The 25,490-nt window shown below is 40.7% G+C and carries 21 protein-coding genes; 17 read left to right on the forward strand and 4 right to left on the reverse strand.

Features of this window, described 5'->3' with window-relative positions:
* Nucleotides 1–197 precede the first annotated feature (197 nt).
* From thrA to CIK86_RS01740, 13 genes are all read left to right on the forward strand, one after another.
* The gene (thrA, locus tag CIK86_RS01680; RefSeq protein ID WP_011329029.1) at nucleotides 198–2,615 is read left to right on the forward strand and encodes a bifunctional aspartate kinase/homoserine dehydrogenase I; all 2,418 of its coding nucleotides are present in this window, start codon (nucleotides 198–200) and stop codon (nucleotides 2,613–2,615) included.
* Nucleotides 2,616–2,624: 9 nt separating this feature from the next.
* On the forward strand, nucleotides 2,625–3,560 hold the full coding sequence (gene thrB, locus CIK86_RS01685; RefSeq protein ID WP_011329028.1) for a homoserine kinase: 936 nt from the start codon (nucleotides 2,625–2,627) through the stop codon (nucleotides 3,558–3,560).
* A 10-nt stretch (nucleotides 3,561–3,570) separates the two neighbouring features.
* Entirely contained in the window at nucleotides 3,571–4,854 is a 1,284-nt protein-coding gene (gene thrC / locus CIK86_RS01690; RefSeq protein WP_086993177.1) for a threonine synthase, read from the forward strand.
* Between the two features lie 271 nt (nucleotides 4,855–5,125).
* Complete coding sequence (gene glyA / locus CIK86_RS01695) at nucleotides 5,126–6,382, forward strand: serine hydroxymethyltransferase (RefSeq protein ID WP_011329026.1); 1,257 nt, start codon at nucleotides 5,126–5,128, stop codon at nucleotides 6,380–6,382.
* Between the two features lie 104 nt (nucleotides 6,383–6,486).
* Nucleotides 6,487–6,936, forward strand: coding sequence for a transcriptional regulator NrdR (gene nrdR, locus CIK86_RS01700; protein WP_011329025.1), 450 nt, complete (start codon nucleotides 6,487–6,489; stop codon nucleotides 6,934–6,936).
* A gap of 2 nt (nucleotides 6,937–6,938) precedes the next feature.
* Nucleotides 6,939–8,087 (forward strand): bifunctional diaminohydroxyphosphoribosylaminopyrimidine deaminase/5-amino-6-(5-phosphoribosylamino)uracil reductase RibD, encoded by a 1,149-nt coding sequence (gene ribD, locus CIK86_RS01705; RefSeq protein ID WP_086993176.1) that lies wholly within the window; start codon nucleotides 6,939–6,941, stop codon nucleotides 8,085–8,087.
* Nucleotides 8,088–8,091: 4 nt separating this feature from the next.
* Nucleotides 8,092–8,745, forward strand: a complete 654-nt coding sequence (locus CIK86_RS01710) for a riboflavin synthase (RefSeq protein ID WP_086993175.1) — start codon at nucleotides 8,092–8,094, stop codon at nucleotides 8,743–8,745.
* A 28-nt stretch (nucleotides 8,746–8,773) separates the two neighbouring features.
* Entirely contained in the window at nucleotides 8,774–9,886 is a 1,113-nt protein-coding gene (gene ribBA, locus CIK86_RS01715) for a bifunctional 3,4-dihydroxy-2-butanone-4-phosphate synthase/GTP cyclohydrolase II (protein ID WP_086993174.1), read from the forward strand.
* 93 nt (nucleotides 9,887–9,979) lie between these two features.
* A complete protein-coding gene (ribE, locus tag CIK86_RS01720; RefSeq protein WP_011329021.1) occupies nucleotides 9,980–10,444 on the forward strand; it encodes a 6,7-dimethyl-8-ribityllumazine synthase in 465 nt (154 codons plus the stop codon).
* A 15-nt stretch (nucleotides 10,445–10,459) separates the two neighbouring features.
* Nucleotides 10,460–10,870: a transcription antitermination factor NusB gene (gene nusB, locus CIK86_RS01725; protein WP_011329020.1), complete on the forward strand. Its 411-nt coding sequence runs from the start codon at nucleotides 10,460–10,462 to the stop codon at nucleotides 10,868–10,870.
* A 94-nt stretch (nucleotides 10,871–10,964) separates the two neighbouring features.
* On the forward strand, nucleotides 10,965–11,939 hold the full coding sequence (gene thiL / locus CIK86_RS01730; protein WP_086993173.1) for a thiamine-phosphate kinase: 975 nt from the start codon (nucleotides 10,965–10,967) through the stop codon (nucleotides 11,937–11,939).
* Complete coding sequence (locus CIK86_RS01735; protein ID WP_086993172.1) at nucleotides 11,936–12,421, forward strand: phosphatidylglycerophosphatase A; 486 nt, start codon at nucleotides 11,936–11,938, stop codon at nucleotides 12,419–12,421. Before thiL ends, CIK86_RS01735 begins: the two co-directional genes overlap by 4 nt.
* Before the next feature lie 35 nt (nucleotides 12,422–12,456).
* Nucleotides 12,457–15,543, forward strand: coding sequence for a ligand-binding sensor domain-containing diguanylate cyclase (locus tag CIK86_RS01740; protein WP_011329017.1), 3,087 nt, complete (start codon nucleotides 12,457–12,459; stop codon nucleotides 15,541–15,543).
* Nucleotides 15,544–15,613: 70 nt separating this feature from the next.
* Here CIK86_RS01740 and dxs read toward each other — a convergent pair whose 3' ends face one another.
* From dxs to CIK86_RS01755, 3 genes are all read right to left on the reverse strand, one after another.
* Nucleotides 15,614–17,476: a 1-deoxy-D-xylulose-5-phosphate synthase gene (gene dxs, locus CIK86_RS01745; RefSeq protein WP_086993171.1), complete on the reverse strand. Its 1,863-nt coding sequence runs from the start codon at nucleotides 17,474–17,476 to the stop codon at nucleotides 15,614–15,616.
* Nucleotides 17,477–17,588: 112 nt separating this feature from the next.
* A complete protein-coding gene (gene ispA, locus CIK86_RS01750; protein ID WP_011329015.1) occupies nucleotides 17,589–18,476 on the reverse strand; it encodes a (2E,6E)-farnesyl diphosphate synthase in 888 nt (295 codons plus the stop codon).
* Nucleotides 18,477–18,478: 2 nt separating this feature from the next.
* Complete coding sequence (locus CIK86_RS01755) at nucleotides 18,479–18,721, reverse strand: exodeoxyribonuclease VII small subunit (RefSeq protein WP_011329014.1); 243 nt, start codon at nucleotides 18,719–18,721, stop codon at nucleotides 18,479–18,481.
* Between the two features lie 298 nt (nucleotides 18,722–19,019).
* On the opposite strand from CIK86_RS01755, the gene pomA reads away from it, so the two are divergent.
* The 3 genes from pomA to CIK86_RS01770 all read left to right on the forward strand — a co-directional run bounded on the left by pomA (nucleotide 19,020) and on the right by CIK86_RS01770 (nucleotide 22,859).
* A complete protein-coding gene (gene pomA / locus CIK86_RS01760; protein WP_086993170.1) occupies nucleotides 19,020–19,787 on the forward strand; it encodes a flagellar motor protein PomA in 768 nt (255 codons plus the stop codon).
* 2 nt (nucleotides 19,788–19,789) lie between these two features.
* A complete protein-coding gene (locus CIK86_RS01765; RefSeq protein ID WP_086993169.1) occupies nucleotides 19,790–20,716 on the forward strand; it encodes a flagellar motor protein MotB in 927 nt (308 codons plus the stop codon).
* Between the two features lie 202 nt (nucleotides 20,717–20,918).
* Entirely contained in the window at nucleotides 20,919–22,859 is a 1,941-nt protein-coding gene (locus CIK86_RS01770; protein ID WP_086993168.1) for a DNA topoisomerase III, read from the forward strand.
* Nucleotides 22,860–22,884: 25 nt separating this feature from the next.
* Here CIK86_RS01770 and CIK86_RS01775 read toward each other — a convergent pair whose 3' ends face one another.
* The gene (locus CIK86_RS01775) at nucleotides 22,885–24,195 is read right to left on the reverse strand and encodes an amidohydrolase (protein ID WP_086993167.1); all 1,311 of its coding nucleotides are present in this window, start codon (nucleotides 24,193–24,195) and stop codon (nucleotides 22,885–22,887) included.
* A 113-nt stretch (nucleotides 24,196–24,308) separates the two neighbouring features.
* Here CIK86_RS01775 and CIK86_RS01780 point away from each other — a divergent pair, with 113 nt between their 5' ends.
* A complete protein-coding gene (locus tag CIK86_RS01780) occupies nucleotides 24,309–25,166 on the forward strand; it encodes a tetratricopeptide repeat protein (protein ID WP_086993237.1) in 858 nt (285 codons plus the stop codon).
* The last annotated feature ends 324 nt before the right edge of the window (nucleotides 25,167–25,490 follow it).

The following is a 25,490-nucleotide window of genomic DNA, read 5'->3' on the forward strand; positions in this document are numbered from 1 at the left end:
TCTTAATGAGGGTTGACAGTATAGCCTGTGTTAAGGCAGTCTTAAGCTATGAAAACATTTAGTCTTGCAGCGACCATTATTATTACAACCATCATCCTAACTGGATAGTGGCATAGGTCGGTGCAACAAATTTAAAGGCCTGTGTTCACTTAGAACCCAGGCCTTTTTTCGTTTTATGGAATGAGGAAACATAAAAAATGCGCGTTTTAAAATTTGGCGGATCATCGCTTGCCGACTTTGCTTGCTTAGAGATGGTTGCCGTGCTGGCAAAAGCACAATTAAAAGATGAAATGTTATTAGTGCTTTCAGCCCCCGGTGGCATGACAGATTCATTAGTTGCATTAGCCTCAGCGGCTGAGCAGGGTGAAGACTTTAGTCACTTGTGGCAAGCACTGGTAAATCGATGTGACGAGTTAAAAAAAGCAGTAGAGCAAGGCTATGGTGAAATTGAAAACTGGCCAAATTTTACCGAGCTTAAAAATAAACTTGATGGTGTATCACTTATTAAATGCTGCCCTGAGCAAGTACGTGCTTTTATTATTAGCTTTGGTGAGCGCGTTAGTGTGTCGTTAATGCAATGCTTACTCGGTGATTTAAACGCGCAGTACCTTGAAGCGACCAATTGCATAGTATCAACCGGTGGTTACATAGATGCAGAGGCAGACTTAGTTGCCAGTAAAGTGCGCTTTCAAGCCGTATTAAAAGAACAACCAGCAACTATTTATATTATGCCCGGTTTTACTGCCAGTAATGAGCAAGGCGAACTAACCACTTTGGGCCGAAATGGCTCAGATTATTCTGCGGCAATTGCGGCAGCTTGTTTAGAAGCCGATGTTTGCCAAATTTGGACTGATGTAGATGGTGTTTACAGTGCTGATCCGCGTTATATAAAAACCGCCACTAAAGTTGATTTTTTATCTTATAAAGAAGCGATGGAGCTTTCTTACTTTGGTGCAAAAGTATTACACCCTAAAACAATTTTACCCTGCGCTAAAGCGGGTGTACCGTGCGAAATTAAAAACACGCGTAACCCCAATGCACAAGGCTCACTTATTAGTAACGAGAGCGTTTCATCTGAGCCAGTAAAAGCACTATCAAGTTTACAAGATTTAGCAATGCTTACCGTGTCGGGCCCGGGCATGAAAGGTAAAGTAGGGATGGCATCTAAAGTATTTAATGCCCTTGCCCTTGATAATGTGTCGATTGTTTTAATTACCCAGTCATCGTGTGAGTTCAGTATTAGTTTTTGTGTTCATGAGGTCGATTTAGCGCTGGCACTTGAAGCGCTGCAAACCGCATTTAAATTAGAGTCTCAAGCAGGTTTAATTGAACCAATACAAGTAAAGCGTAACTTAGCTATTGTTACTTTGGTGGGCGATAATATGCGTGCGCACAAAGGTTTAGCGGCTAAGTTTTTTGCATCACTTGCTCAAGCACAAGTAAATATTGTAGCTATAGCCCAAGACTCTACCGAAAGTTCTATTTCGGCCGTGATCGATGGTGAACGTTGTAATGGCGCTGTAAAGGTTTGTCATGAGAATTTCTTTACCCATATTCCATCAATTGACGTGTTTTTATTAGGGTGTGGTTTAGTAGGTCAAGAGCTTATTGAGCAATTAGAGCGTCAACAAGCTTGGCTTGAAAAACGCAATATTAAACTTAAGCTTTATGGGGTTGCCAACTCTCGCCAGCTACACTTAGACAGTGAAGGTATTGCCTTTGATGACTGGCAGCAAAAGCTTGGCGCATCAGAGCAGGCTTTTGATTTAAAACTAGTTGAACAATTTGTACAGCAAAATCATTTAATAAACCCAGTATTAGTTGATTGTACTTCGTCAGATGCGTTATCGGCGCAATACGTAGACTTTTTAAATGCCGGTTTCCATGTCGTAGCCGCAAATAAAAAGGCCAATACAAGCTCGTATGCTTACTATCAAGACTTAATTGCAGCAACGCAAAAAAATGGCCGTAAGTTTTTATACGAAACCAATGTAGGAGCCGGTTTGCCGGTACTTGATAACTTAAAATCGTTATTTGGTGCAGGGGACGAGTTACTAGAATTTAGCGGTATTTTATCAGGCTCGCTATCGTACATGTTTGGTGCACTGCAAGATGGCTTGTCACTGTCTGAGGCAACAATTAAAGCCAAAGAAAGTGGCTTTACTGAACCTGATCCGCGTGATGACTTATCGGGGACAGACGTAGCACGAAAACTATTAATTATTGCCCGCGAATCTGGCATGCCACTAGAGCTAAGCGACATTGAAGTAGAGTCGGTATTACCGCACGGTTTTGCACAAGGCGATGATGTAAATACGTTTATGGAAAAGCTCCCTAGCCTAAACGCAGGTTTTAACGACCGAATAGCAAGTGCTGCCGCAGAGGGTAAAGTACTGCGTTACGTAGGCACAATTAAGCAAGGTCACTGTAAGGTAGGTATAGAAGCCGTTGATGCAAAGCATGCACTTTACGATATTCGTGATGGCGAAAACGCATTAGCAATTTTAAGTCAGTATTATCAGCCACGCCCATTTGTTATACGAGGCTATGGCGCAGGCTCGGCAGTAACAGCCGCTGGTGTATTTGCTGATATTTTAAAAACGTTATCGCGCTAGGAGCAAACAATGATTGAAGTATATGCTCCCGCATCTATTGGTAATTTTGCCGTTGGTTTTGACGCATTAGGCGCAGCTCTTGCACCTATTGACGGCAGTTTATTAGGCGATGTAGCCGTTGTTAGTGCCGCATCGAGCGATGAGTTTATTTGCTCTGGCGAATACGCGCATAAGCTACCAAGTGATGCCAGTGAAAACTTAGCGTATCAATGTTTAGTGCATTTTAGAGCGCATGTAGCGCCTAATATGCCAAGTGTAAAGTTGGAGCTGAAAAAGAACTTGCCCATAGGTTCAGGGTTAGGATCAAGTGCGTGTTCGGTGGTAGCAACCTTTGCTGCCCTAGATAAATTTGCCGGAACCAAGCTTAGCCAAGTTGAACTTATTGAGTTAATGGCCGACTTTGAGGCAGTTGTTAGTGGTGGTCGTCATTACGATAACATCACGCCATGTTATTTAGGTGGCCTGCAGCTAACTGGCGATTTAATTCCTAATAAATCAATTGCTTTACCAGTTGATGAAAACTGGTATTACGTTGCTGCGTTTCCTGGTTTTTCACTTAATACAGCAAAAGCACGCTCAGTTTTACCAAAAGAGTTGAGCATGCACGCAGGTGTAGAATTTGCGCAGCGTTTATCTGCCTTTAGTAGTTTATTGTTAATGCATCGCTTTGATGATGCATTAAGTATTATGCAAGACCATATAGCCGAGCCATACCGTGCGCCACTTATAACAGGTTTTAGTGAAGCAAAAGCGAGTTTGCCAGCGCTAGGCGCCGAAATTGTTAGTATTTCTGGTGCAGGGCCAACATTATTTACTGTGTGTAAAACATTAAAAGCTGCACAGCAGTGCGCGCAGTGGCTTGAAAGTAACTACATAAACGAGCAAGGTTTTTGCCATATTTGTAAATTAGATAACGACGGCACACGTCAATTAACAGTTTTATAGGATAGTAGTTATGCAATTACATAATTTAAAAGATAGTTCGCAACAAGTGTCGTTTGTTGAGGCAGTAAAAACGGGTTTAGGGCGTAATCAAGGGGTATTTTTTCCCGAGTCGTTAACACCACTAACGGATGTTGATGCACTACTTGATATGGATTTTGTAACCCGTAGCAGTAAAATACTCTCGCATTTAATTGGCGATGAATTACCAGCAGATACCGTTGCACATATGGTTAAAAATGCATTTAACTTTCCGGTTAAGCTGGTGGAAGTGGCAGAGAACACTTATTGCTTAGAATTGTTTCATGGGCCTACCTTAGCGTTTAAAGATTTTGGTGCGCGCTTTATGGCAGAGTGTTTAGCGCAGTTTAATCAAGGCGATAAAGTGACTATTTTAACTGCAACGTCGGGCGATACTGGCGCGGCGGTTGCACATGCGTTTTATAATAAGCCTAATATCGACGTGGTAATTTTATACCCTAAAGGCAAAATTTCACTGGCGCAGCAAAAGCTCTTTACTACATTGGGTGGCAACATTCATTGTTATGCGGTTGAAGGCAGCTTTGATGATTGCCAAGAGTTAGTTAAGAATGCCTTTTTAGATGAAGAAGTTAAATCTACACTGGGGCTTAACTCTGCTAACTCTATTAATATTAGTCGCTTAGTGGCACAAGTTTGTTATTACTTTGAGGCAATTGCACAATTACCAAAAGCAAAACGGGCTACTGCGCATATTTCGGTTCCAAGTGGTAACTTTGGTAATGTGTGCGCGGCAATGATAGGTGCTGTTATTGGTTTGCCTGTTGGCAAACTTAGTGCAACTACTAATCAAAACGATACAGTACCGCGCTTTATGCTGGATAAAAACTGGACGCCAAACGCGACACTTGAATCACTTTCAAATGCAATGGATGTAAGCAAGCCAAATAACTGGCCACGAGTGCAATCTATGCTCGACAACAATTGGTTTAGCTACGATAATTTTTATTCAACTAGCGTAAACGAGCAAGATACGCAAACAGTGATGAAAAATATTCAACAAACAGGTTATGTTGCTGAGCCGCATACCGCTATTGCATACCAAGGACTTGTTGAAAATCGCGCTTCTGGTGCTGCTGGAATCTTTTTAGCCACGGCTCATCCAGCTAAATTTAAAGACAGTGTTGAAGGTATTTTAAACATTAAGCTAGACATGCCAAAGCCACTTGCAGATGCATTAGCTAAGCCATGTTTAGCTAATGATATAAATGCTGACTATGATGCCTTACGTACTGAAATACTTAAAAAATTAAGTTAAAAATAAAATTTAATTAAAGCGGCCTTGGTCGCTTTTTTTATAGGTATATTTTAGTGTGGGTGTTAATACTTTCATTAGCTATGCAAATATAGTAATTAATATATATTTTAATTTTTTATGTAATGATTAAAAAATATCATCTTAAAAAGCCTGTGAAATAAATTCAATCCCTGTTTAAATATCCTCAACTTAAGAGCGTAGGCAAATAGTCGTTTTAAGCGTACAATAAAGCCTCTAAAAAATACCATACACCTTGCCCCAGGAGACCCCAATGTTAGAACGTAGCATGAATATTTCAGATTTTGACCCAGAGTTATTTGACGCAATTGCAAAAGAAACTGCGCGCCAAGAAGATCACATTGAATTAATCGCTTCTGAAAACTACTGTAGCCCACGCGTACTAGAAGCACAGGGTTCACAGTTAACTAATAAATACGCAGAAGGTTATCCGGGCAAACGTTACTATGGCGGTTGTGAGCATGTAGACGTTGTTGAGCAATTAGCGATTGACCGTGCTAACGAACTATTTGGTTCTGACTACGCAAACGTACAACCACATGCTGGTTCGCAAGCAAATGCGGCCGTTTTTTTAGCATTGTTAAACGCCGGTGATACCGTACTAGGTATGAGCTTAGCTCATGGCGGCCATTTAACGCATGGTTCACACGTAAACTTTTCAGGTAAGCTTTATAATGCAATTCAGTATGGCCTAGATGAAACTACAGGCGAAATTGATTACGCACAGGTTGAAGCGCTAGCGCTTGAGCACAAACCAAAAATGATTATTGGTGGCTTCTCAGCATACTCAGGTATTGTTGATTGGGCTAAATTACGTGAAATTGCTGATAAAATTGGCGCTTACTTTTTTGTAGATATGGCGCACGTTGCTGGTTTAATTGCGGCGGGTATTTACCCAAGCCCAGTTCCTCACGCACATGTTGTTACTACAACTACACATAAAACCTTAGCAGGCCCTCGTGGTGGTTTAATTATTTCGGCATGTGGCGACGAAGCTATTTACAAAAAGCTTAACAGTGCTGTTTTCCCTGGTGGCCAAGGCGGTCCTTTATGTCATGTTATTGCTGCTAAAGCTGTGGCATTTAAAGAAGCCCTACAACCAGAATTTAAAGTATACCAAACACAAGTTGTTAAAAATGCACAAGCTATGGTTGCTGTTATGCAGGAACGTGGCTACAAAATTGTATCTGACAAAACTGAAAACCACTTATTCTTACTTGATTTAATCAATAAAGATATTACCGGTAAAGATGCTGATGCTGCTTTGGGTAACGCTCATATTACAGTTAACAAAAACTCAGTGCCTAACGATCCACGTTCACCGTTTGTAACATCTGGCCTACGTATTGGTTCACCTGCAATCACTCGTCGTGGTTTTAAAGAAGCAGAATCTAAAGAGCTTGCTGGCTGGATCTGTGACGTACTAGATAACATCAATGATGAATCAGTACAGGCGCAAGTAAGAGAAAAAGTAAAAGCAATTTGTGCAAAACTACCTGTTTACGCTTAATAAAAGTAAAACAGTAATTTAGATCACAATCGCTTAGTTTTTTGCTAAGATAAAGGCCGCTTTAAAGCGGCCTTTTTTGTTTTTTAAAACGGAAGTACCTAGCTATGCATTGCCCATTTTGTACCGCAAAAGATACCAAAGTTATTGACTCTCGCCTGGTTGGCGGTGGTCACCAAGTGCGTCGTCGTCGTGAATGCAATGACTGCCATGAGCGTTTTACTACGTTTGAGGGCGCAGAACTGGTTATGCCACGGGTAATAAAACAAGATGGCAGCCGCGAACCCTTTAACGAAGATAAATTGTTAAATGGTTTAAACCGCGCACTGGAAAAACGCCCCGTAAGTACCGAACAAGTAGAAGAAGTAGTTAATATAATAAAGTCGCAATTACGCGCAACCGGCGAGCGAGAGGTTTCGAGCCATTTAGTGGGAGAGTGCATTATGGAAGCGCTTAAAAAGCTCGATAAAGTAGCTTATGTGCGCTTTGCCTCGGTGTATCGCTCGTTTGAAGATATTCGCGAATTTGGCGAAGAAATTGCCCGTTTAGGGGAGTAAGTATGCAAAGCGACTGTGTTTTTAACCAAGATGACGAAATGTATATGGCACGTGCTATAGAACTGGCTAAAAAAGGCCGGTTTACTACCACGCCTAATCCAAACGTAGGTTGTGTATTAGTTAAAAACAATGAAATAGTAGGCGAGGGATTTCATCAGCTTGCCGGACAAGGGCATGCAGAAGTAAATGCACTTGCTATGGCTGGCAGTAAAGCAAAAGGCGCAACTGCTTATGTTACGCTTGAGCCATGTAGCCATTATGGTCGTACACCACCGTGCGCAGAAGGTTTAAAAGCCGCCGGTGTGGTAAAAGTAATTGCCGCTATGGTCGATAGCAATCCACAAGTGGCTGGTAAGGGGCTGAAAATACTCAGCGACGCTGGTATTGAGGTTGCGTATGGGTTACTTGAAGCACAGGCTAGGGCGCTTAATTTAGGCTTTTTTAAACGCATGGAGCATGGCCTGCCCTATGTAACGTGTAAAATGGCCGCCAGTATTGATGGTAAAACGGCGCTTAATAATGGCCAAAGTAAGTGGATAACAGGCGCAGCAGCACGCCAAGACGTACAGTTATATCGTGCACAAAGTTGCGCTATTTTAACCGGTGCCGACACAGTATTAGTAGATGACGCTAAATTAAATGTGCGTAAAAATGAATTACCGCAGGCATTACCTACACAGTTACCGCTTCGCCAACCTGTGCGTGTTATTATTGACTCGCAAAATCGTTTAACCCCAAATCTTGCTTTATTTGCTATTGAAAGTGAAATAATAATTTTTACTACCAAGGTTGATAAATCGCAACATTGGCCGCATTTTGTAAAGCATATAGTAGTAACTGCTAGTAATTCGAAAGTTGATTTAACCGCGGTTTTAAAAAAGCTTGCAAAGCTGCAATTTAATACTGTGTGGCTAGAGGCTGGAGCAACCCTTGCGGGTAAAATGGTTGAGCTGGATTTAATAGATGAATTTATTTTTTATCTAGCGCCTAAATTAATTGGGTGTGATGGCAAGAGTTTAGTTAATTTTCCTGAGTTGATCAGTATGCAAAATACGATTGATTTAACTTTTAATGAGTGTACGCGTATAGGTGATGATTTACGTATTAGCGCAGTAAAAAGCTCATTAAAACCACTTGATACAAAAGAGTAATGCTATGTTTACTGGGATAATAGAAGCCACAGGCAAAATTGCTTTATTACAAAAAAAACAAGGCGATTTAGCTATTCGTGTACAAAGCCCTGACCTTGATATGAGTGATGTTAAGTTAGGAGATAGTATTGCCACTAATGGTGTGTGTTTAACTGTTGTTGATAAACATGCCGATGGTTTTAGTGCCGACTTATCGAATGAAACGATAGATTTAACTGGTTTTGCTCATTACACATTAGGGCAAACAGTTAATCTTGAAAAAGCCATGCAACCGGTTTCGCGTTTAGGTGGGCATTTAGTGTCTGGCCATGTTGATGGCATTGCTACAATTACCGCCATTACGCCAAATGCACGTGCTACAGAATATTGGCTAACCACAGATGAAAACCTAATGAAATACATACCGTATAAAGGTTCTGTATGTATTGATGGTATTAGCCTAACAGTGAACGCAGTAGAAGGTAATAAATTTAAATTAACGATTGTGCCCCATACTAGCGAGCAAACTACGATAGCTAATTTTAAAGTGGGCACCCAAGTTAATTTGGAAGTCGACCAAATTGCGCGTTATTTAGAGCGGCTTATAAAAGGCGCAGAGCAGCCTACGGGCGCTGATATTTCAATGAGCTTACTCGCAAAAGCGGGCTTTATTAAGTAACGCAACTAACAACTAATAAGAGTGAATTATGAACTTACACAGCGCAGAAGAAATTATCGCAGACATTAAAGCCGGTAAAATGGTTATTTTAATGGACGATGAAGACCGGGAAAATGAAGGCGATTTAATTATTGCCGCCGAGCATATTAGCGCAGAAGCTATTAACTTTATGGCCACGCATGGCCGTGGTTTAATTTGTTTAACTATGACGCAACAGCGATGCGAGCAACTTGATTTACCGCTTATGGTAAAAAATAACGGTGCTGCGTTTTCAACTAATTTTACAATGTCGATAGAAGCTTCAAAAGGCGTTACTACAGGTATTTCGGCAGCAGATAGAGCACGTACAGTACAGGCCGCTATAGCTAAAGGCGCACTGCCTAGCGATATAGTACAGCCTGGGCATATTTTTCCTATAATGGCACAACCTGGCGGTGTTTTAACGCGTGCAGGGCACACTGAAGCAGGCTGCGACTTAGCCCGTTTAGCAGGGCTTGAGCCTTCATCGGTTATTGTTGAAATACTCAATGCAGATGGCACTATGGCGCGCCGTCCTGACTTAGAAGTGTTTTCTAAACAGCACGATATTAAAATTGGCACCATAGCTGATTTAATTGAATACCGTAACTTAAACGAAACCACGATAGAGCAAGTGGCAAAGTGTAAGTTACCTACCGAGCACGGTGAGTTTGATTTAGTAACCTACAAAGACACCATCGACGGACAGCTACATTACGCATTAGTAAAAGGCGAAATAAAACAACAAGCGCCAACCGTAGTGCGAGTGCATTTACAAAGCACCTTTAACGATATTTTACTCTCAGATAGAAACTCTGAGCGTAGCTGGGGCGTGTCTGACGCAATGGCTTATATAGCTAAGCACAATGGTGTATTAGTTATTTTAGGCAAACAAGAAAGTACCGCAGAGCTTGAGGCAACAGTAAAGGCGTTTGCAGCCGAAGATTCGGGTGAAGATGTAACACCGAATAAATTTACAGGTACGTCTCGTACTGTAGGCGTGGGTTCACAAATTTTAGCCGATTTAGGCATTAAACAAATGCGCTTAATGAGTCGCCCTAAAAAGTATCATGCACTTTCAGGGTTTCATTTAGAAGTTGTTGACTACATAGAGCCGCAGTAATTAGACGCTAGGCTATTATTTTATTTTTATGGTATGATGCGCTGCAATTTTTGCGCAATCGAAATCGCTCAAACTTATTTTTAAGGTTATCAAATGAAAATTATTGAAGGTAGTAAGTACGCTCCGGGCAAAAAATTTGCCATTGTCATTTCTCGCTTTAATGACTTTATTGGTAGTAGCTTATTAGCAGGCGCTATTGATGAATTAAAACGCACAGGTGGTGTATCGGATGACGATATTACCGTAGTTTATGTACCTGGCGCGGTTGAATTACCTTTAGCAGCGAAACGTATTGCGGCAAAAAAACAGTATGATGCAATCATCGCATTAGGCGTAGTGATCAGAGGTGGTACTCCACACTTTGACCTAGTTGCTGGCGAATCAAACAAAGGTCTTGCGCAAGTATCACTTGAGTATGATATACCGGTTGCATTTGGCGTATTAACCACAGAAAGCATTGAGCAAGCAATTGAGCGTGCTGGCACCAAAATGGGCAATAAAGGCGGCGAAGCTGCTTTAGGCGCGCTTGAAATGGTTAATGTGTTAGATAAAATTTAAGTTTAAGGAATTTTTGTGAAACCAGCAGCAAGACGTAAAGCACGTATATTAGCACTTCAGGCCATTTATTCTTGGCAATTAAGTGGCAATGCAATTGCCGATATCGAACAACAAATGTTGATCGAAAACGACGTGACTAAAATTGATGTTGAATATTTTAAAGATTTAGCCAGTGGCGTTGCGGTAAATTATAAGCAACTAGACGAGGCTGTATCACCGCATTTAACCCGTCCATTCGATGAGTTAGATATGGTTGAACGCGCAATATTACGTTTAAGCAGCTATGAGCTAAAATTTCGTGAAGATGTTCCATACAAAGTGGCTATCAACGAAAGCATTGAATTAGCTAAAATGTTTGGCGCTGAAGATAGCCATAAATTTGTAAACGGTGTACTTGATAAAGCAGTTAAGCATTTACGTAAGTAATATTTAGTCAGGTTTTTGATAATTATTTTATCAAAACTGGCTGGTATAAATTACCGTTAAAAAGGAGAGCCGGCATAGGTCGGCTTTTTTGTGTATGAAGGAATTTGAATTAATTAATCGTTATTTTAAAGGCCGTGGTATTACTCGCCGCGATGTTAATTTAGGGATTGGAGATGACTGCGCATTAGTTACTGTGCCGCAAAATTGTCAGCTTGCTATAACAACCGATACACTCGTTGCTGGTGTGCATTTTTTTGATGACATTGAACCTCGCGCACTCGGGCACAGAGCATTGGCTGTAAATTTAAGTGATTTAGCGGCAATGGGGGCAGAGCCTACATGGGTTTCTATCGCTTTAACACTTCCGAGTATTGATCAGCAATGGATTGAAGAATTGACTGACGGCATGCATGAAATTGCCGAATATTTTAATGTACAAATAATTGGTGGCGACACGACTCAAGGACCTTTGAGTATTACTATTTGTGCAAAAGGTACAGTACCCGAAGGCACTGCATTATGCCGAAATGGCGCAAAAGTAGGTGACTGGATTTTTGTAACTGGGCCGTTAGGAGATGCGGGGCTTGCAATAGAGTCTCGCAAGCAAGGCTTAACGATTGAACCTGAGCATCTAAAACATATTAAAAAGCGCCTTAACTTCCCTACACCTAGAGTGGCTGCAGGGCAGGTATTACGTGGGCTTGCGTCTTCTGCTATTGATGTTTCAGATGGTTTACTAGCCGATTTAGGCCATATACTAAATATGTCGCAGGTTAGCGCAACGGTTAATATTGAAAGCATACCCACCTCGGATGCAATGAAAGCTAGCCTTGATTTTGAACAACAATTACCGTTTATACTAAATTACGGCGACGACTATGAACTGCTTTATACCGTGCCTGATAGCAATAAAAGTATGCTTGATGTAAAACTGCGTCAATATGGCGTAGAGGCAATTTGTATTGGCCAAATAAAAAGTGGCGAAGGGCAAATTGACCTGTTACATAAAGGCGAAAAATTTACTTTTAAGCACCAAGGTTTTGAGCACTTTTCTAAGGATTTAAGTTGAACAACAAGCGTTTATTTAACCTAAAGCGTCCACATCAGTTTTTTGGTTTAGGTTTTGGTACTGGGCTTGCACCTATAGCCCCAGGCACATTTGGTACTTTGGCCGCTTTACCTTTTATTTTTATAACCATGCACTATCCGTTGTGGTTACAAGTAGTATTTGCTGTAGTGATCAGTGTTTTTGGTATTTGGGCTTGTGGCAAAACCGCTGATGATTTAGGGGTACACGATCACCCCGCGATTGTATGGGATGAAGTGGCAGGCTATTACATCACTATGATTGGTGCCGCACTGAGCTGGCAAACATTATTGGTTGGTTTTTTACTGTTTCGTTTTTTTGATATAGTCAAACCAGGTCCTATCCGTGTGCTCGACAAGCGTGCCCATGGTGGATTTGGAATTATGATTGATGACGTACTTGCAGGTATATTTTCACTTATTTGTTTGCAAGCGCTGATAAAAGTAGGTTTACTACCCTTTTAGTTTATTATTTGATTGTTTAGCTAGGTGGCAGCAATATGATGCGATTTTTACTAGTTTTTGTACTACTAACCTGTGCTATGCCAAGTTGGGCCTCAATTACTGATTACGTAGTTAAACAATGGAATATTAAAGATGGACTCCCCTCGCAATCACTCAAAAGTGTTGTGCAAGACCAGCAAGGTTATATGTGGCTGGGAACTCAATTTGGTTTAAGTCGTTTTGACGGCAATACTTTTACCAACTACAACACGCAAAATAGTCTTTTTTTACCAAGTAATGGTATTAATAAATTACTAATAGATGGCCAAGGCTTTTTGTGGATCGGCACCAAAAATGGGTTAGTGGTTATTGACCCTGCAACACTTAGTGCACAAGAGTTTAATATTAAAGGCCCGGTTAGAGATATTTTAGAGGACTCTAAAGGCGGTATTTGGATAGCCGCTAATGGCCTGTATTATGTTGATCGTAGTTTGGTTGATTTACGCGATCAAACTAATGAGCCATCACCCATAGTTAATCCCACTGTTATTACTCAAATAGTTGGCTCTGTGAGCAAAATGGCGCTCGCACCTGAAGGTATTTGGTTAGTAAACGACAGACATTTACTGCGCCTGACAAAAAGCGCTGCCGACTTTTCTAAATTACGCTTAGAGCTTACTGCCAAAGTGTCATTACCCGACAGCTTAGCGCAAACCATAGTGCACGATCTCTCTTTTTTAAATGGTAATTTATATTTAGCCTCTGAGTTGGGTGCTTATTTTTTAGATTTAGATGACGAACTACGTTCTTTCCCACTGCCTAATGTGAATAACTCTGCAGTTTATAAATTTATGAGCGACACCAATGGTGGCTTATGGGTATCTACTTATGGGCGTTTATTATTTCGTGGCAAGTCAGGTGATTGGCAATGGGTTGAGCCAAGTCAGTTAGATCAAAGTATTTGGTTTGCTGACATGTTTCGCGATGATCAAAATAATGTTTGGCTAGCCAGTTTTAGTGAAGGTTTATGGCTGGCACACGAAGGTCGCATTGAGCGTCACTCGGCAATTTCTAAAATGACTGAAACGGTAATGGCGATTAGTAAATCACCCGATGACAAACTGTGGATAGCTAACAGAAGCGGTGTTGGTTACTTTGATACCAATAAAAACTTTATTAATATAATAAACAGTAGCAAGTATGGGCATGCCTCGGTGCATGATTTACAGTTTGATGGCGATCGGCTTTATATTGCTACTGGGCGGGGGTTATTCTTTTATGAAGACGACACACTTTACAGCTTTCCTGGGCGCGCATTAAACGACAACCCGGTATTTGCTATTAGCTCAGCTACCCGAGGCGGATTTTGGATTGGTACTGGCCGAGGTTTGTATCGACTCAATTATAGTGGTTTAAGGCCCTTTGCTTATAATGCATTTTTAGGCAGTAAGTTTATTACTTTTGTATTAGATGCACCAAACTTTGGCATTATCGGTACTAGTAAAGGCGCGTATTACTTTACTGACCGAGGAATAGAAAAAATAGGCGACCAAACTACCTTAGAAAGTGCTTATGTAACCAGTATTTTGCATATAGATGGAGTTGGAATATTAGTTGGCTCGTTAAACGATGGTTTGTTTTATCGTAGTGGACAAGGACAATGGCAGCAATTAGATGCGGCAAATGGCTTACCCTATGGTTCTATTTTTAGCTTAAAGTACGATGAAAAATTAAAAAGAATATGGGTAAGCACCATGAAAGGTGTTTATCGGATGCCGGTAGATCAATTTAAAACGCAGATCCAAAGCTTAAAAGTTGAAGAGGTTATTTCCTCGTTCGATCGCCAACTCGATGGTAAAGCCAGCCAATGTTGTAATGGCTTAGGGCATGACGCGGTTGTTGATATGGATAACTCCATTTGGTATCCCAGTTTACAAGGTGTAGTTGAAATACCTAAAAGCGTTGAGCTGTTTGGTTTACGTGGTTTAAAACCTAAAATAGAAACATTAACTACACCATTACGTAGTTTAACCACAGCTGCATTAGGTAATAAACCGCGATTAAAAATAGACGAGCGCGATGTTACTTTAAAATACACAGCTATAGATTATTACGCGCCAAATAGTATTGAGTTTAGATATAAATTAAATGGTTTAGATACTGACTGGCGATACGCTAATACTCGCCGCGAAGCTATTTATACCAACCTTCCAGCCGGTGCATTTTTGTTTCAGTTAGAAACAAAACGCCAAGGCGAGGATTGGAACATAGCCCAATCTGTTGATTACGCTTTTGTAGTACCTGAGCGTTTTGATGAAACAATTTACTTTAGATTACTGATCACAAGTGGTTTCGTTTTATTGTTTTATTTAGTGTTTTGGGTATTTAGAGCGCAAGAGCGCCGTAAACAAGAAGTGTTAGAAGGGTTGATCACTGATCGTACCTTAGAGCTTCGCCAAGCAAACGATAAGCTTAATAAGGTTAACTCACAGCTTAAGCTGGTGAGCCATTCAGATGAGCTTACAGGGTTACGTAGCCGCCGCTTTTTGTTCGACCAACTACCTAAAGATATTGAACATTTTCAGCGTAACTCACAGTCACTGCAAGCGCAGGGCAAGTCGCTAGTATTATTAATTATAAACTTAGATAATTTTAGCCGTATTAACGATGCGTATGGGCCAATTGCCGGAGATAGTTGTTTGCAGCAAATGGCGGTATTACTTAATTCGCGTACTCAGGGCTCAGATTATGTGGCACGTTGGAGCGGCGATGAATTTTTACTTTTATTACGTGACTTTAAATGTAACTTAATTGACAGCTATGTGTCGGATCTTTGCCAAGGAATTGCCGAACATGGATTTCAATTGCCAAATGGTAAAAGCACTCATATTTCGGCCTCAATTGGTTGGTCGTTTTATCCGCTACCATTATTAGGTGGCCAAGTTATTAGCTGGGAAACCTCGATTAATTTAGCTGATATTGCACTGCATCAAGTTAAAAAACGCGGTGGCGATGGGGTCGCTAATATTACCTTTGATGAGCAGTTAGATGCGTTTGAGTTTGAGCAAAACCCTAATGTTGAACAGCAAATAGGCTTGCTACAAGCCAATGGTTTAGCTGATATTAAAGTATGGATGCGATAAGTAACTAATATTTAGATATTAAAAAAGGAGCCTAGGCTCCTTTTTTAATATGCTTTAAATGAGTAGGAGGTTAATTAATAAACGCTTTGATAGCAGTTAATATTCCTTGCTCGCCTAAGCCCATTTCGTCGTGCATTTCGTCTTGTGTACCGTGCTTAATAAATTCATCAGGGATACCCAAGTTAAGAATGCTAACCTGTGCTTTTTGCGTTGCTAAATACTCATTAACCGCAGAGCCAGCACCGCCAGAAATTGCATTGTCTTCAAGCGTTACTATTACATCGTGGCTGTTTATTAACTCATTGAGTAACGCAGTATCAAGCGGTTTAATAAAGCGCATATTAACTAAAGTCGCATTGAGTTCATCAGCTGCTAGTTGCGCGTTTTCAAGTAATGTACCAAATGACAATATAGCCACTTTAGCACCTTGCTTAACAACATCGGCTTTACCAATTTCAAGTAATTGCATATTAGTTGCAATTTCTGCCGTACCAGCACTACCACGCGGATAACGCACAGCAACAGGGCAATTTGCTTGATAACCAGTATATAACATGTGGCGACACTCATTTGTATCGCTTGGCGCCATAATGACCATATTTGGAATGCAGCGCATAAAGCTTAAATCGTACGCACCTTGATGTGTTTCGCCGTCTGCGCCAACAATACCAGCACGGTCAATAGCGAATAACACAGGTAAGTTTTGCAGCGCTACATCGTGAATTAGCTGATCGTACGCACGTTGTAAAAAGCTTGAGTAAATTGCGACAACGGGTTTTAAGCCTTCACAAGCAAAACCAGCGGCTAGGGTTACAGCGTGCTGCTCGGCAATCGCAACATCAAAATACTGATCAGGATGCTCTTTTGAAAAACGCACCATGCCAGAGCCTTCGCGCATAGCCGGTGTTATCGCCATAAGCTTGCTGTCTTGCTTTGCTATGTCGCATAACCAGTCGCCAAATACATTAGAAAATGTAGCCGCACCGGGTTTTGATTTAGGTAAGCTTGATGTATTAGGATCAAACTTAGGTACGCCGTGATAGCCAATAGGGTCGGCTTCAGCGGGTTTATACCCTTTGCCTTTTTGGGTTTTTATATGCAGTAATTGCGGGCCTTTTAAGTTACGCATATTACGCAGCGTATCTACTAACATGTTTACATCATGGCCATCAATTGGGCCAATATAATTTAGGCCTAATTCTTCAAAGAAGGTACCAGGGATCATCATCCCTTTAATATGCTCTTCCATTTTACTGGCAAGTTGCTTAACTGGTGGCACACCCGAGAGTAGTTTTTTACTACCTTCGCGAATGTTAGTATAAAAGCTACCCGATAAAATACGGGCAAAGTGATTTGTTAACGCGCCAACGTTTTCAGAAATCGACATTTCGTTGTCATTTAAAATGATCAACATATCTGATTTTACATCACCTAAGTGGTTCATGGCTTCAAAAGCCATGCCTGCTGTAATAGCACCATCGCCTATAACGGCAACCGTTTTGCGTCCTTTACCTTCTTTTTGCGCAGCAATAGACATGCCCAACGCAGCTGAAATAGAGGTACTAGAATGGCCCACACTAAACGTATCGTATTGGCTTTCTTCGCGAAATGGGAAAGGGTGCAAGCCATCTTTTTTACGAATGGTGTGCATTAAATCGCGACGCCCGGTGAGTATTTTGTGTGGGTAAGCTTGGTGGCCTACATCCCATACAAGGCGATCATCTGGGGTGTTATACACATAATGTAGTGCCACAGTGAGCTCTACGGTACCTAAACCAGACGCTAAATGCCCGCTACTTTGCGATACCGAGTTGAGTAAGTAGTCACGCAACTCATGGCTAAATGCAGGAAGCTTATCTTGTGCTAAGTCTCGCAAGTGGGCTGGTTCGTTAACCAAATTAAGTAATGGATACTTGCTGCTATCAAGTGTCATGGTTTTATATATGTCCTTCGCTAACATCAACTAACTGTGCAAACGCGTTGTTTGAGTTATTTGATGTTCAGTAATAATTTTAGTGCTAAGTTGCAATACATTTAAGCCGTGTTTAGTGGTCACGTTCAATTAAATAGTTAGCTAGTGACGCTAAAGCACTGGTATCGGCGTCTATATTTGCTAACGCTGCATGGGCTTGTTGTATTAAGTTTTGCGCTTTTTCTTTAGCGCCTAGCATACCTAATAAAGCGGGATATGTCGCTTTATTCGCAGCGATATCTGACCCTTGAGGCTTACCTAAAGTAACGGTATCGCCTTCTACGTCTAAAATATCGTCATGTACTTGAAATGCAAGCCCTATGGCATAGCCAAAAGTGGCTAAATTTTCTAACGTGTTTTGACTAACATTGTTCGAGCACAAAGCCCCCAGTGTAATTGCACAGCTTATTAGCGCACCGGTTTTTAACTTATGAATACGCTCAAGTTCAGCCACGGTTATTACTTTATCAGTAGCTGCAATATCAAGCCCTTGGCCTGCCACCATACCTTGTAACCCAGAGGCATGTGCCAGTTCAGCAATCATTTTAACTTGAGCTTGAGCACTACAGTTAAAATTATGCTTGGCTATTAACTCAAATGCTAAAGCTTGCAGTGCATCACCGGCTAAAATTGCGTGTGCTTCACCGTACACTATATGACAGGTTGGGCGTCCGCGACGTAATTCATCATCATCCATAGCTGGTAAGTCATCGTGAACTAACGAGTAGCTATGAATACATTCTATAGCTGCAGCAAGTACGTCTAAATCTTGCTTATCTGCGCCGAGCATTTTACCCGTTGCGTAAACCAAAAAAGGACGCAATCTTTTGCCGCCATTCATTAAACTATAATGGGTGGCGGCTTTTATGGTCTCGTCAGTATTAAGCGATTGGTCAAAATAAAGGTTAAGAGTATTGGCTACATCAGTTTGAGCATGTGTAATAAGTTCTTTAATAGTCACGGCTATTCCATATCATTATCAAAGTCGGTTAATACAGACTTCTCATCTTTGCCCATCAAAATAGCCACCTTTTGCTCAGCTTGTTGCAACTTACTAGACGATGCGCCGGCCAAAGCAATGCCACGCTCAAACTGTTTTAATGACTGCTCAAGCGATAAATCACCTTGTTCCATTTCACTAACGATTGTTGTTAATTCTTCTAGTGCTTGCTCGAAACTTAAGTTTTCAGGTTTTTTAGTCGCCATCTTTATTTCAACTTACATAATAAATTTAGAAGTCAATTTTAGGGGGAATGCTAAACTAGGTCAAAGGATGAAATGGTTTTTTAATAGATAATAGGATTAAGTTAGCTTTATAGGTGTTAATTAGTGTTTTTAATTTAAAAAATTGATAATTAGATAGATAACGCAAGTTGATCTAAAATGGTGCTTAATCTAACTTTTTATGTTTATCTATAAAAATGACTTAAGCAATTCAGTGTCTTGCCGATAAGCAATAAATAACAAACGTTTGCATATAAAAGCAAAAACCTTTGGAGGGAATGTGGATTTAGCAACCATAATTGGGATTATTGGCGCAATTGGCTTAATTGTCATGTCCATGTTTATGAGTAGTAGCGGTGAAGTGGCTATGTTTTACAACACGCCCTCTGTTGTAATTGTATTTGGCGGCTCATTATTTATCGTTTTATCTAATTTTACAGTGACGCAATTTTTAGGCATAGGTAAGGTAGTAACCAAAGCGTTTATGTTTAAGCTTGAAACGCCTGAAGAGCTAATTGAAAAAGCAGTAGAGCTTGCTGATTCAGCACGTAAAGGCGGGTTTTTAGCGCTTGAAGAGGCAGAAATACCGAATTCATTTATGCGCAAAGGAATAGACATGCTTGTCGATGGACACGACGCAGACGTAGTGCGGGCCACACTGCAAAAAGATATTTCATTAACCACGATACGGCATGAAAAAGGCGCTACCTTATTTAAATCTTTGGGTGATATAGCTCCGGCAATGGGAATGATAGGCACCTTAATAGGCCTAGTTGCGATGTTATCTAATATGGATGATCCTAAAGCAATTGGTCCGGCTATGGCGGTGGCATTGTTAACCACTTTATACGGCGCATTTTTAGCAAACGTAGTGGCTATTCCGATTCAAACCAAATTGGAGCTGCGTAAAGACGAAGAGGCAATGAATCAACGTTTAATTTTAGATGCGGTTTTAGGTATTCAAGATGGTCAAAATCCAAAAGTAATAGAAGGTATTTTGAAAAACTATCTTGCAGAATCAAAACGTAAAGTAAACACTGAGGATTAATTATGTCTGATCAAGAGTGCAAGTGCCCACCCCCAGGTTTACCTGCGTGGATGGCGACATTCGCAGATTTAATGTCGCTATTAATGTGCTTTTTTGTGCTCTTGCTTGCGTTTTCTGAAATGGATGTACTTAAATTTAAACAAATTGCCGGTTCGATGAAATTTGCATTTGGTGTACAAAATAAAATAGAAGCTAAAGATATTCCCAAAGGCACTTCAGTTATTGCTATGGAGTTTACCCCGGGCAAGCCAGAGCCTACGCCGATTGAAATAATTCAACAACAAACGGTAGAAATGACCCAGCAAATGTTGGAGTTTCAGGCGGGAGATGAAAGCTCAGCAGGCGGAAGGCAAGAGCAGCGCGGCGATAAACGTGGTGGCGAGTCTCGTAGTACTTCTAAAGAAGAAGCTTCAGGACAGGCACAGGCTGTTTCAGCGGCCGATCAACAGCAAACAAACGACTTAGTTAAAAAAATCGCTCAGCAGTTAGAAAAACAAATAATTGATGGTGCCATAGAGCTTGAATCATTAGGGCAGCAAATAATTATTCGTATTCGTGAAAATGGCTCTTTCCCTTCGGGTAGTGCATTTTTACAACCTAAGTTTAAACCCATTATTCAAGAAATTGGCGTGCTATTAAAAGATGTGCCTGGAGAAATTACCGTGTCGGGGCATACCGACGATTTTCAGGTTTCAAACGAATTATATATTAATAACTGGGATCTTTCATCTAAGCGCGCAGTTGCAGTAGCCAGTGAGCTGCAAAAAGTAGTTGGATTTGATAAAAATAGAATGATGGTAGTAGGGCGTGCTGAAACCCGGCCGTTAGTGCCAAATGACAGCAATGAAGATCGCCGTCGTAATCGTCGCGTTGAAATATCTATTTTACAAGGAAAGGCCAAAGAGTCTGATCCTATCGATGTAAGGTAGCAGTCATTTTATTAAAAACACACTTGGCTTAAGCAAACTAAGTGTAATTGATTTCAGGTGACTTTTAGTCAAAATTAACTAAAAGTCACCACCTCAGCCAAATACCCCAGAGTTCTTAAATAGTTCGATTTAATAAAAACATCCCACACTGTAAATTGATATGCTAAACTACTGTGTATATAAACAGTGGAAGAGCTTGCTTATGAAACTCTATATTGCCGAAAAGCCGTCATTAGGGCGTGCTATTGCCGACGCGTTACCAAAACCGCACAAAAAGCACGATGGCTACATTGAAGTTGCAAATGGTGATTGCGTATCTTGGTGTATTGGTCATTTGCTCGAGCAAGCCGAGCCCGATGACTATGATGAGCGCTTTAAAAAGTGGCAGTTTGAGCACCTACCTATCATTCCTGAGCAGTGGCAATTAAAAGCAAAAACTAAAACTCGCAAGCAACTTACTGTGTTAAAAAAGCTAATCAAACAGGCTACAGCACTAGTGCATGCAGGCGATCCCGATAGAGAAGGGCAATTACTTGTCGATCAAGTTATTGAAGAAGCCAAAATAAGTAAAACTAAAAAGCAGCATATCCAACGCTTATTAATTAGTGATTTAAACTTAGCTGCAGTAAAAAAAGCATTAACGACTATGCGCTCTAACCGTGAGTTTATTCCGTTGAGCGTTTCAGCCTTAGCGCGATCTCGTGCTGATTGGTTGTTTGGTATGAATTTAACCCGCGCTTATACTTTAGCAGGGCAAAAAGCTGGGTTTGGTAACGTACTTTCTGTGGGACGAGTACAAACACCCATACTTGGCTTGGTGGTTAATAGAGATAATGACATAGCAAATTTCGTACCGAAGCCATTTTATGAAGTATTAGCCCACTTAGTCACCCCCGAAAAACAATCATTTAGTGCAAAATGGATACCCAGTAAGGCATGTGAGCCTTATCAAGACGAAGAAGGGCGAGTATTAAATAAAGCATTGGCTGAAAACGTAGCCTCGCGTATCACACAGCAAAATGCTGAGCTAACGGCGCTTGAACAAAAACAAAAAAAACAAACTGCGCCACTGCCTTATAACTTATCTGCTTTGCAGATAGACGCGGCAAAAGCATTTGCTATGCCAGCGCAAAAGGTGCTGGATATATGCCAAACTCTTTATGAGCGTCATAAGTTAATTACCTACCCACGTTCAGACAACCGCTACTTACCTAATGATCATCACCAAGATGCGTCTGTTATTTTAAAAGCTATAAGCACTAATGGCGGGCAAGGTGTTGAGTTAGTAAAAGCAGCTGATAGTAAAAAACGTAGTAAATGTTTTAACGATTCAAAAGTGGCTGCGCATCACGCCATTGTCCCTACGGCAAAACAGTTAAAGTCGGCAAGTTTAGGTAGCGATGAGACAAAGGTTTATCAATTAATATGTCGTCATTATTTAATACAGTTTTATCCCGACTATATTTACAACGAAACTAAAGCAGAGATAACTATTGCTGGCGGGTTATTTAAAGCAAATGCAAAGCAAGATGTAAGCTTGGGTTTTAAGGTGCTAATGGGTAAGTCTGAATTGAAAGATGAAGCCACGCTACCGCCTTTAACAAAAGGCATGTTACTTTTTTGCTCGCAAGGGGAGGTTGTTGAAAAATATACCTCACCGCCAGCGCACTTTAGTGATGCGACTTTACTTGCAGCCATGACAGGCATAAGCCGCTATGTACAAGATCCACAGATAAAAAAAGTACTTAAAGACACCGATGGCTTAGGCACAGAGGCAACGCGAGCGGGGATCATTGAATTATTATTTAAACGCCGTTTTTTAAAACGTGAAGGCAAATTAATTAAAGCAACCGAAACCGGGAGTGCACTTATTAGTGTGCTGCCGCAAGGTTTAGTTCGCCCCGATTTAACCGCTAAATGGGAGTCGAGCTTAGGTGATATTGCACAGCAAGTAATGAGCTATCAGCAATTTTTACAGCCTTTACTTGCCGACTTAAATAGTTTTGTACAACAAGCTGCAAATTGCGATAGCAATGTATTTGCAAAGCTGCCTAAAACTTCAGCTAAAAAGCGTTTTGTTAAACGTGGCCAAAAAACGCCTTATAAAAAGTCAAGTTATAAAAAAAGCTCTGTTACAGGTTAACTACAGAGCTATTATTTTAATAAAACTATTGATTAAACAAAGTTACCGCTGCATTACTCATGGCTTTAATGCCAGTTGGTAGTGCGACTTTATAGTCTGGGGCAAACTTACTTGAATGCAGTGAAGGTAATGTTTTGCCCGCTTTTATTGCACTTGCATATTTTGCTTGGTTAACGCCACCGAGCCAAAATAGTGTGATAGGAATATTTTCGTCAGTGCGGCCATATAAGCCAAAGTCTTCACCTGCCATTACAGGGAGGGTTTCAAGCACATTTTCATCACCAATAGCGCTGGCAATACTTTGACGCACAAGGTTGGTTTGTGCCGGATTGTTATATGTAGATGGAATTGACTCACCTTCATGTACTTGCACCTTAGGGTAGAGCGCTTCCTCAAGGCCTGCGCTTTGTGCAATACCGGCGGTAATGCGTTTAATTGCTGCAATTTGTGCATTTCTAATATCAGGGTTATAGCTGCGTAATGTAAGTTGTAACTTTACTTCATCAGAAATTACATTATGTTTTGAGCCACCATGAATAGATCCAACAGTAATAACTGATGGCTCAAGCGGTGAAAGCTCACGACTCGTAATAGTTTGCAGTGCAAGCACAGTGCGCGCAGCAATAATAACCGGATCAATAGTGGTATGCGGATAAGCTCCATGTCCGCCTTTACCCTTTATAGTTATATCAACAGAATCGACGCTGGCCATAGTATATTCGTTTTTCATCGCAACTTTACCGGCAGGCACACTTGCACTTACATGTAGCGCAATTATGTGATCAGGTTTTGCATATTTACTAAATAAGCCTTCTTTTAGCATGGCTTTAGCGCCACCGCCTACTTCTTCTGCGGGTTGTGCCACCATCATTAGCGTGCCTTGCCATGCATTTTTGTGAGCAATTAGTTGTTCAGCAGTACCAATGAATGAGCTCATATGTATATCGTGACCGCAGCCGTGCATAACACCTACTTTTGCACCGTGCTCGTCTATTACTGTTACTTTAGAAGCATACGCCTTACCTGTTTGTTCTGTAATAGGTAAGCCGTCAGTATCGGTACGTATCATTACTGTGGGGCCATCACCATTTTTGTAAATGCCTACAACGCCAAAACCACCCACATTGCTTGTAACTTCAAAACCAAGCTTGTTTAACTGCGCTGCTATTTTTTTTGCGGTTTGTTGCTCGTGATACGAAAGCTCGGGTGATTGATGCAGATCGAGGTAAAAGCTTTCAATGGCTGGCATGCTGCTATGTAAATTTAAGTCTAATGATTTAGCCGCCAATAGAGGGCTAGCTAATAATAGCGCTGTGCCTAAGTAAGTTAACTTCATGATTTTCCCTTATTGAGATAAATGTATATCCAAGTGATTTAGATATATGACTTGTAATAATTATGTTCAGCACCATATAAAAACCTAAATAAATGAATATGGCAACCAATTCAATGAGCAACATAGTTAGTATCAACGCGCAAAATTTTCAGCAAGTACTCGGCGAAACATCACAACAAAAGTTGGTACTGCTAAACTTCTACTCAGCGCAAAGTCCTGAATGTATTAACCAGGCAGCAATATTAGATAAATTAGCCGCTGAATATACCGCCTATATAGTAGTAGCAAATTTAGATTGCGATGCCGAGCAAGCTCTGGCTTCGCAATTAGCACAGCAAGTTGGTTTACAAACACTACCAACACTGGTGTTGTTAAAAGACTCAGCGCCCGTTGATGTATTATCGGGTGCCCAAGCTGAAGCGAAAATTCGTGAAGCATTAGCTAAACATTTACCCGCTCAACAAGACTTACTATTAGAGCAAGCAAAGCAAGCATTATTAAAGTCAGATTTAAATGCCGCGTTTAATTATGCAAAGCAAGCTTATGAAATTGACAACAGCAACGCGCGTATTAAATTAGTACTTGCAGATATATGTATTCAAATTCATAAAGTAGATGAAGCGCAAGCACTAATTAATACAATAGATGTACAAGAGCAAGATGCTTACTTTAATAATATAAAAGCAAAATGCGAAGCTGCGCTTGAAGCAAAAGATTCACCAGAGATTAAAGAAAAGCAACAACAAGTAGAAAAGTACCCAAATGACTTAGAATTAAAAGAAGAGCTAAGTATTTTACTCAATGAAGCCGGCAGAAAAGAAGAAGCATTAGATGTACTATTTACAGTGCTGCAAAAAGATCTGAATTTTAACGAAGCAAAACCAAGTTTTTTAGCTATTATTGCCTCTTTACCCTACGGTGATGCACTTGCAGCAAAGTATCGTCGCAAGTTATATAGTATTTTGTACTAAAACTTAATAACTATTACTTTTAAAAGCACCTTATCTAGGTGCTTTTTACATTTTTAAGTTTATAGCAATATAACAGTAAGCTTGTTTAAGGAATAAAACACGCAGTTATCCACAGGGTTTTGTGGGTAACCTGTGAGCCTGGCTTGTGTATCTTTGGGGTAAAAATTAAATGCAAAAAAGGCGATAAAAACGCTTGCGTAAAATCTGCGGCTCCCTATAATGCGACCCCACTGAGAAGGGATATGGCGACGCGCAGCGGACGAAGCATAGCGAGACGCGAACTACTCAGAGAGTTAAATAAAACTTCGGTTTTAAATCTTCCAA

The sequence above is a fragment of the Pseudoalteromonas sp. JB197 genome (assembly GCF_002332205.1).
Classification (GTDB): Bacteria; Pseudomonadota; Gammaproteobacteria; order Enterobacterales; family Alteromonadaceae; genus Pseudoalteromonas; species Pseudoalteromonas nigrifaciens.

Excerpts from the sequence above, each read along its gene's own strand:
- thrC (WP_086993177.1), top strand. The coding sequence starts at position 3,571 with ATGCAATTACATAATTTAAAAGATAGTTCGCAACAAGTGTCGTTTGTT.
- CIK86_RS01755 (WP_011329014.1), bottom strand. The coding sequence starts at position 18,721 with ATGGCGACTAAAAAACCTGAAAACTTAAGTTTCGAGCAAGCACTAGAA.
- ribD (WP_086993176.1), top strand. The coding sequence starts at position 6,939 with ATGCAAAGCGACTGTGTTTTTAACCAAGATGACGAAATGTATATGGCA.
- CIK86_RS01775 (WP_086993167.1), bottom strand. The coding sequence starts at position 24,195 with ATGAAGTTAACTTACTTAGGCACAGCGCTATTATTAGCTAGCCCTCTA.
- ribE (WP_011329021.1), top strand. The coding sequence starts at position 9,980 with ATGAAAATTATTGAAGGTAGTAAGTACGCTCCGGGCAAAAAATTTGCC.
- CIK86_RS01710 (WP_086993175.1), top strand. The coding sequence starts at position 8,092 with ATGTTTACTGGGATAATAGAAGCCACAGGCAAAATTGCTTTATTACAA.
- CIK86_RS01765 (WP_086993169.1), top strand. The coding sequence starts at position 19,790 with ATGTCTGATCAAGAGTGCAAGTGCCCACCCCCAGGTTTACCTGCGTGG.
- thrB (WP_011329028.1), top strand. The coding sequence starts at position 2,625 with ATGATTGAAGTATATGCTCCCGCATCTATTGGTAATTTTGCCGTTGGT.
- CIK86_RS01780 (WP_086993237.1), top strand. The coding sequence starts at position 24,309 with ATGAGCAACATAGTTAGTATCAACGCGCAAAATTTTCAGCAAGTACTC.
- nrdR (WP_011329025.1), top strand. The coding sequence starts at position 6,487 with ATGCATTGCCCATTTTGTACCGCAAAAGATACCAAAGTTATTGACTCT.
- ribBA (WP_086993174.1), top strand. The coding sequence starts at position 8,774 with ATGAACTTACACAGCGCAGAAGAAATTATCGCAGACATTAAAGCCGGT.
- glyA (WP_011329026.1), top strand. The coding sequence starts at position 5,126 with ATGTTAGAACGTAGCATGAATATTTCAGATTTTGACCCAGAGTTATTT.
- thiL (WP_086993173.1), top strand. The coding sequence starts at position 10,965 with ATGAAGGAATTTGAATTAATTAATCGTTATTTTAAAGGCCGTGGTATT.
- dxs (WP_086993171.1), bottom strand. The coding sequence starts at position 17,476 with ATGACACTTGATAGCAGCAAGTATCCATTACTTAATTTGGTTAACGAA.
- CIK86_RS01740 (WP_011329017.1), top strand. The coding sequence starts at position 12,457 with ATGATGCGATTTTTACTAGTTTTTGTACTACTAACCTGTGCTATGCCA.
- CIK86_RS01770 (WP_086993168.1), top strand. The coding sequence starts at position 20,919 with ATGAAACTCTATATTGCCGAAAAGCCGTCATTAGGGCGTGCTATTGCC.
- thrA (WP_011329029.1), top strand. The coding sequence starts at position 198 with ATGCGCGTTTTAAAATTTGGCGGATCATCGCTTGCCGACTTTGCTTGC.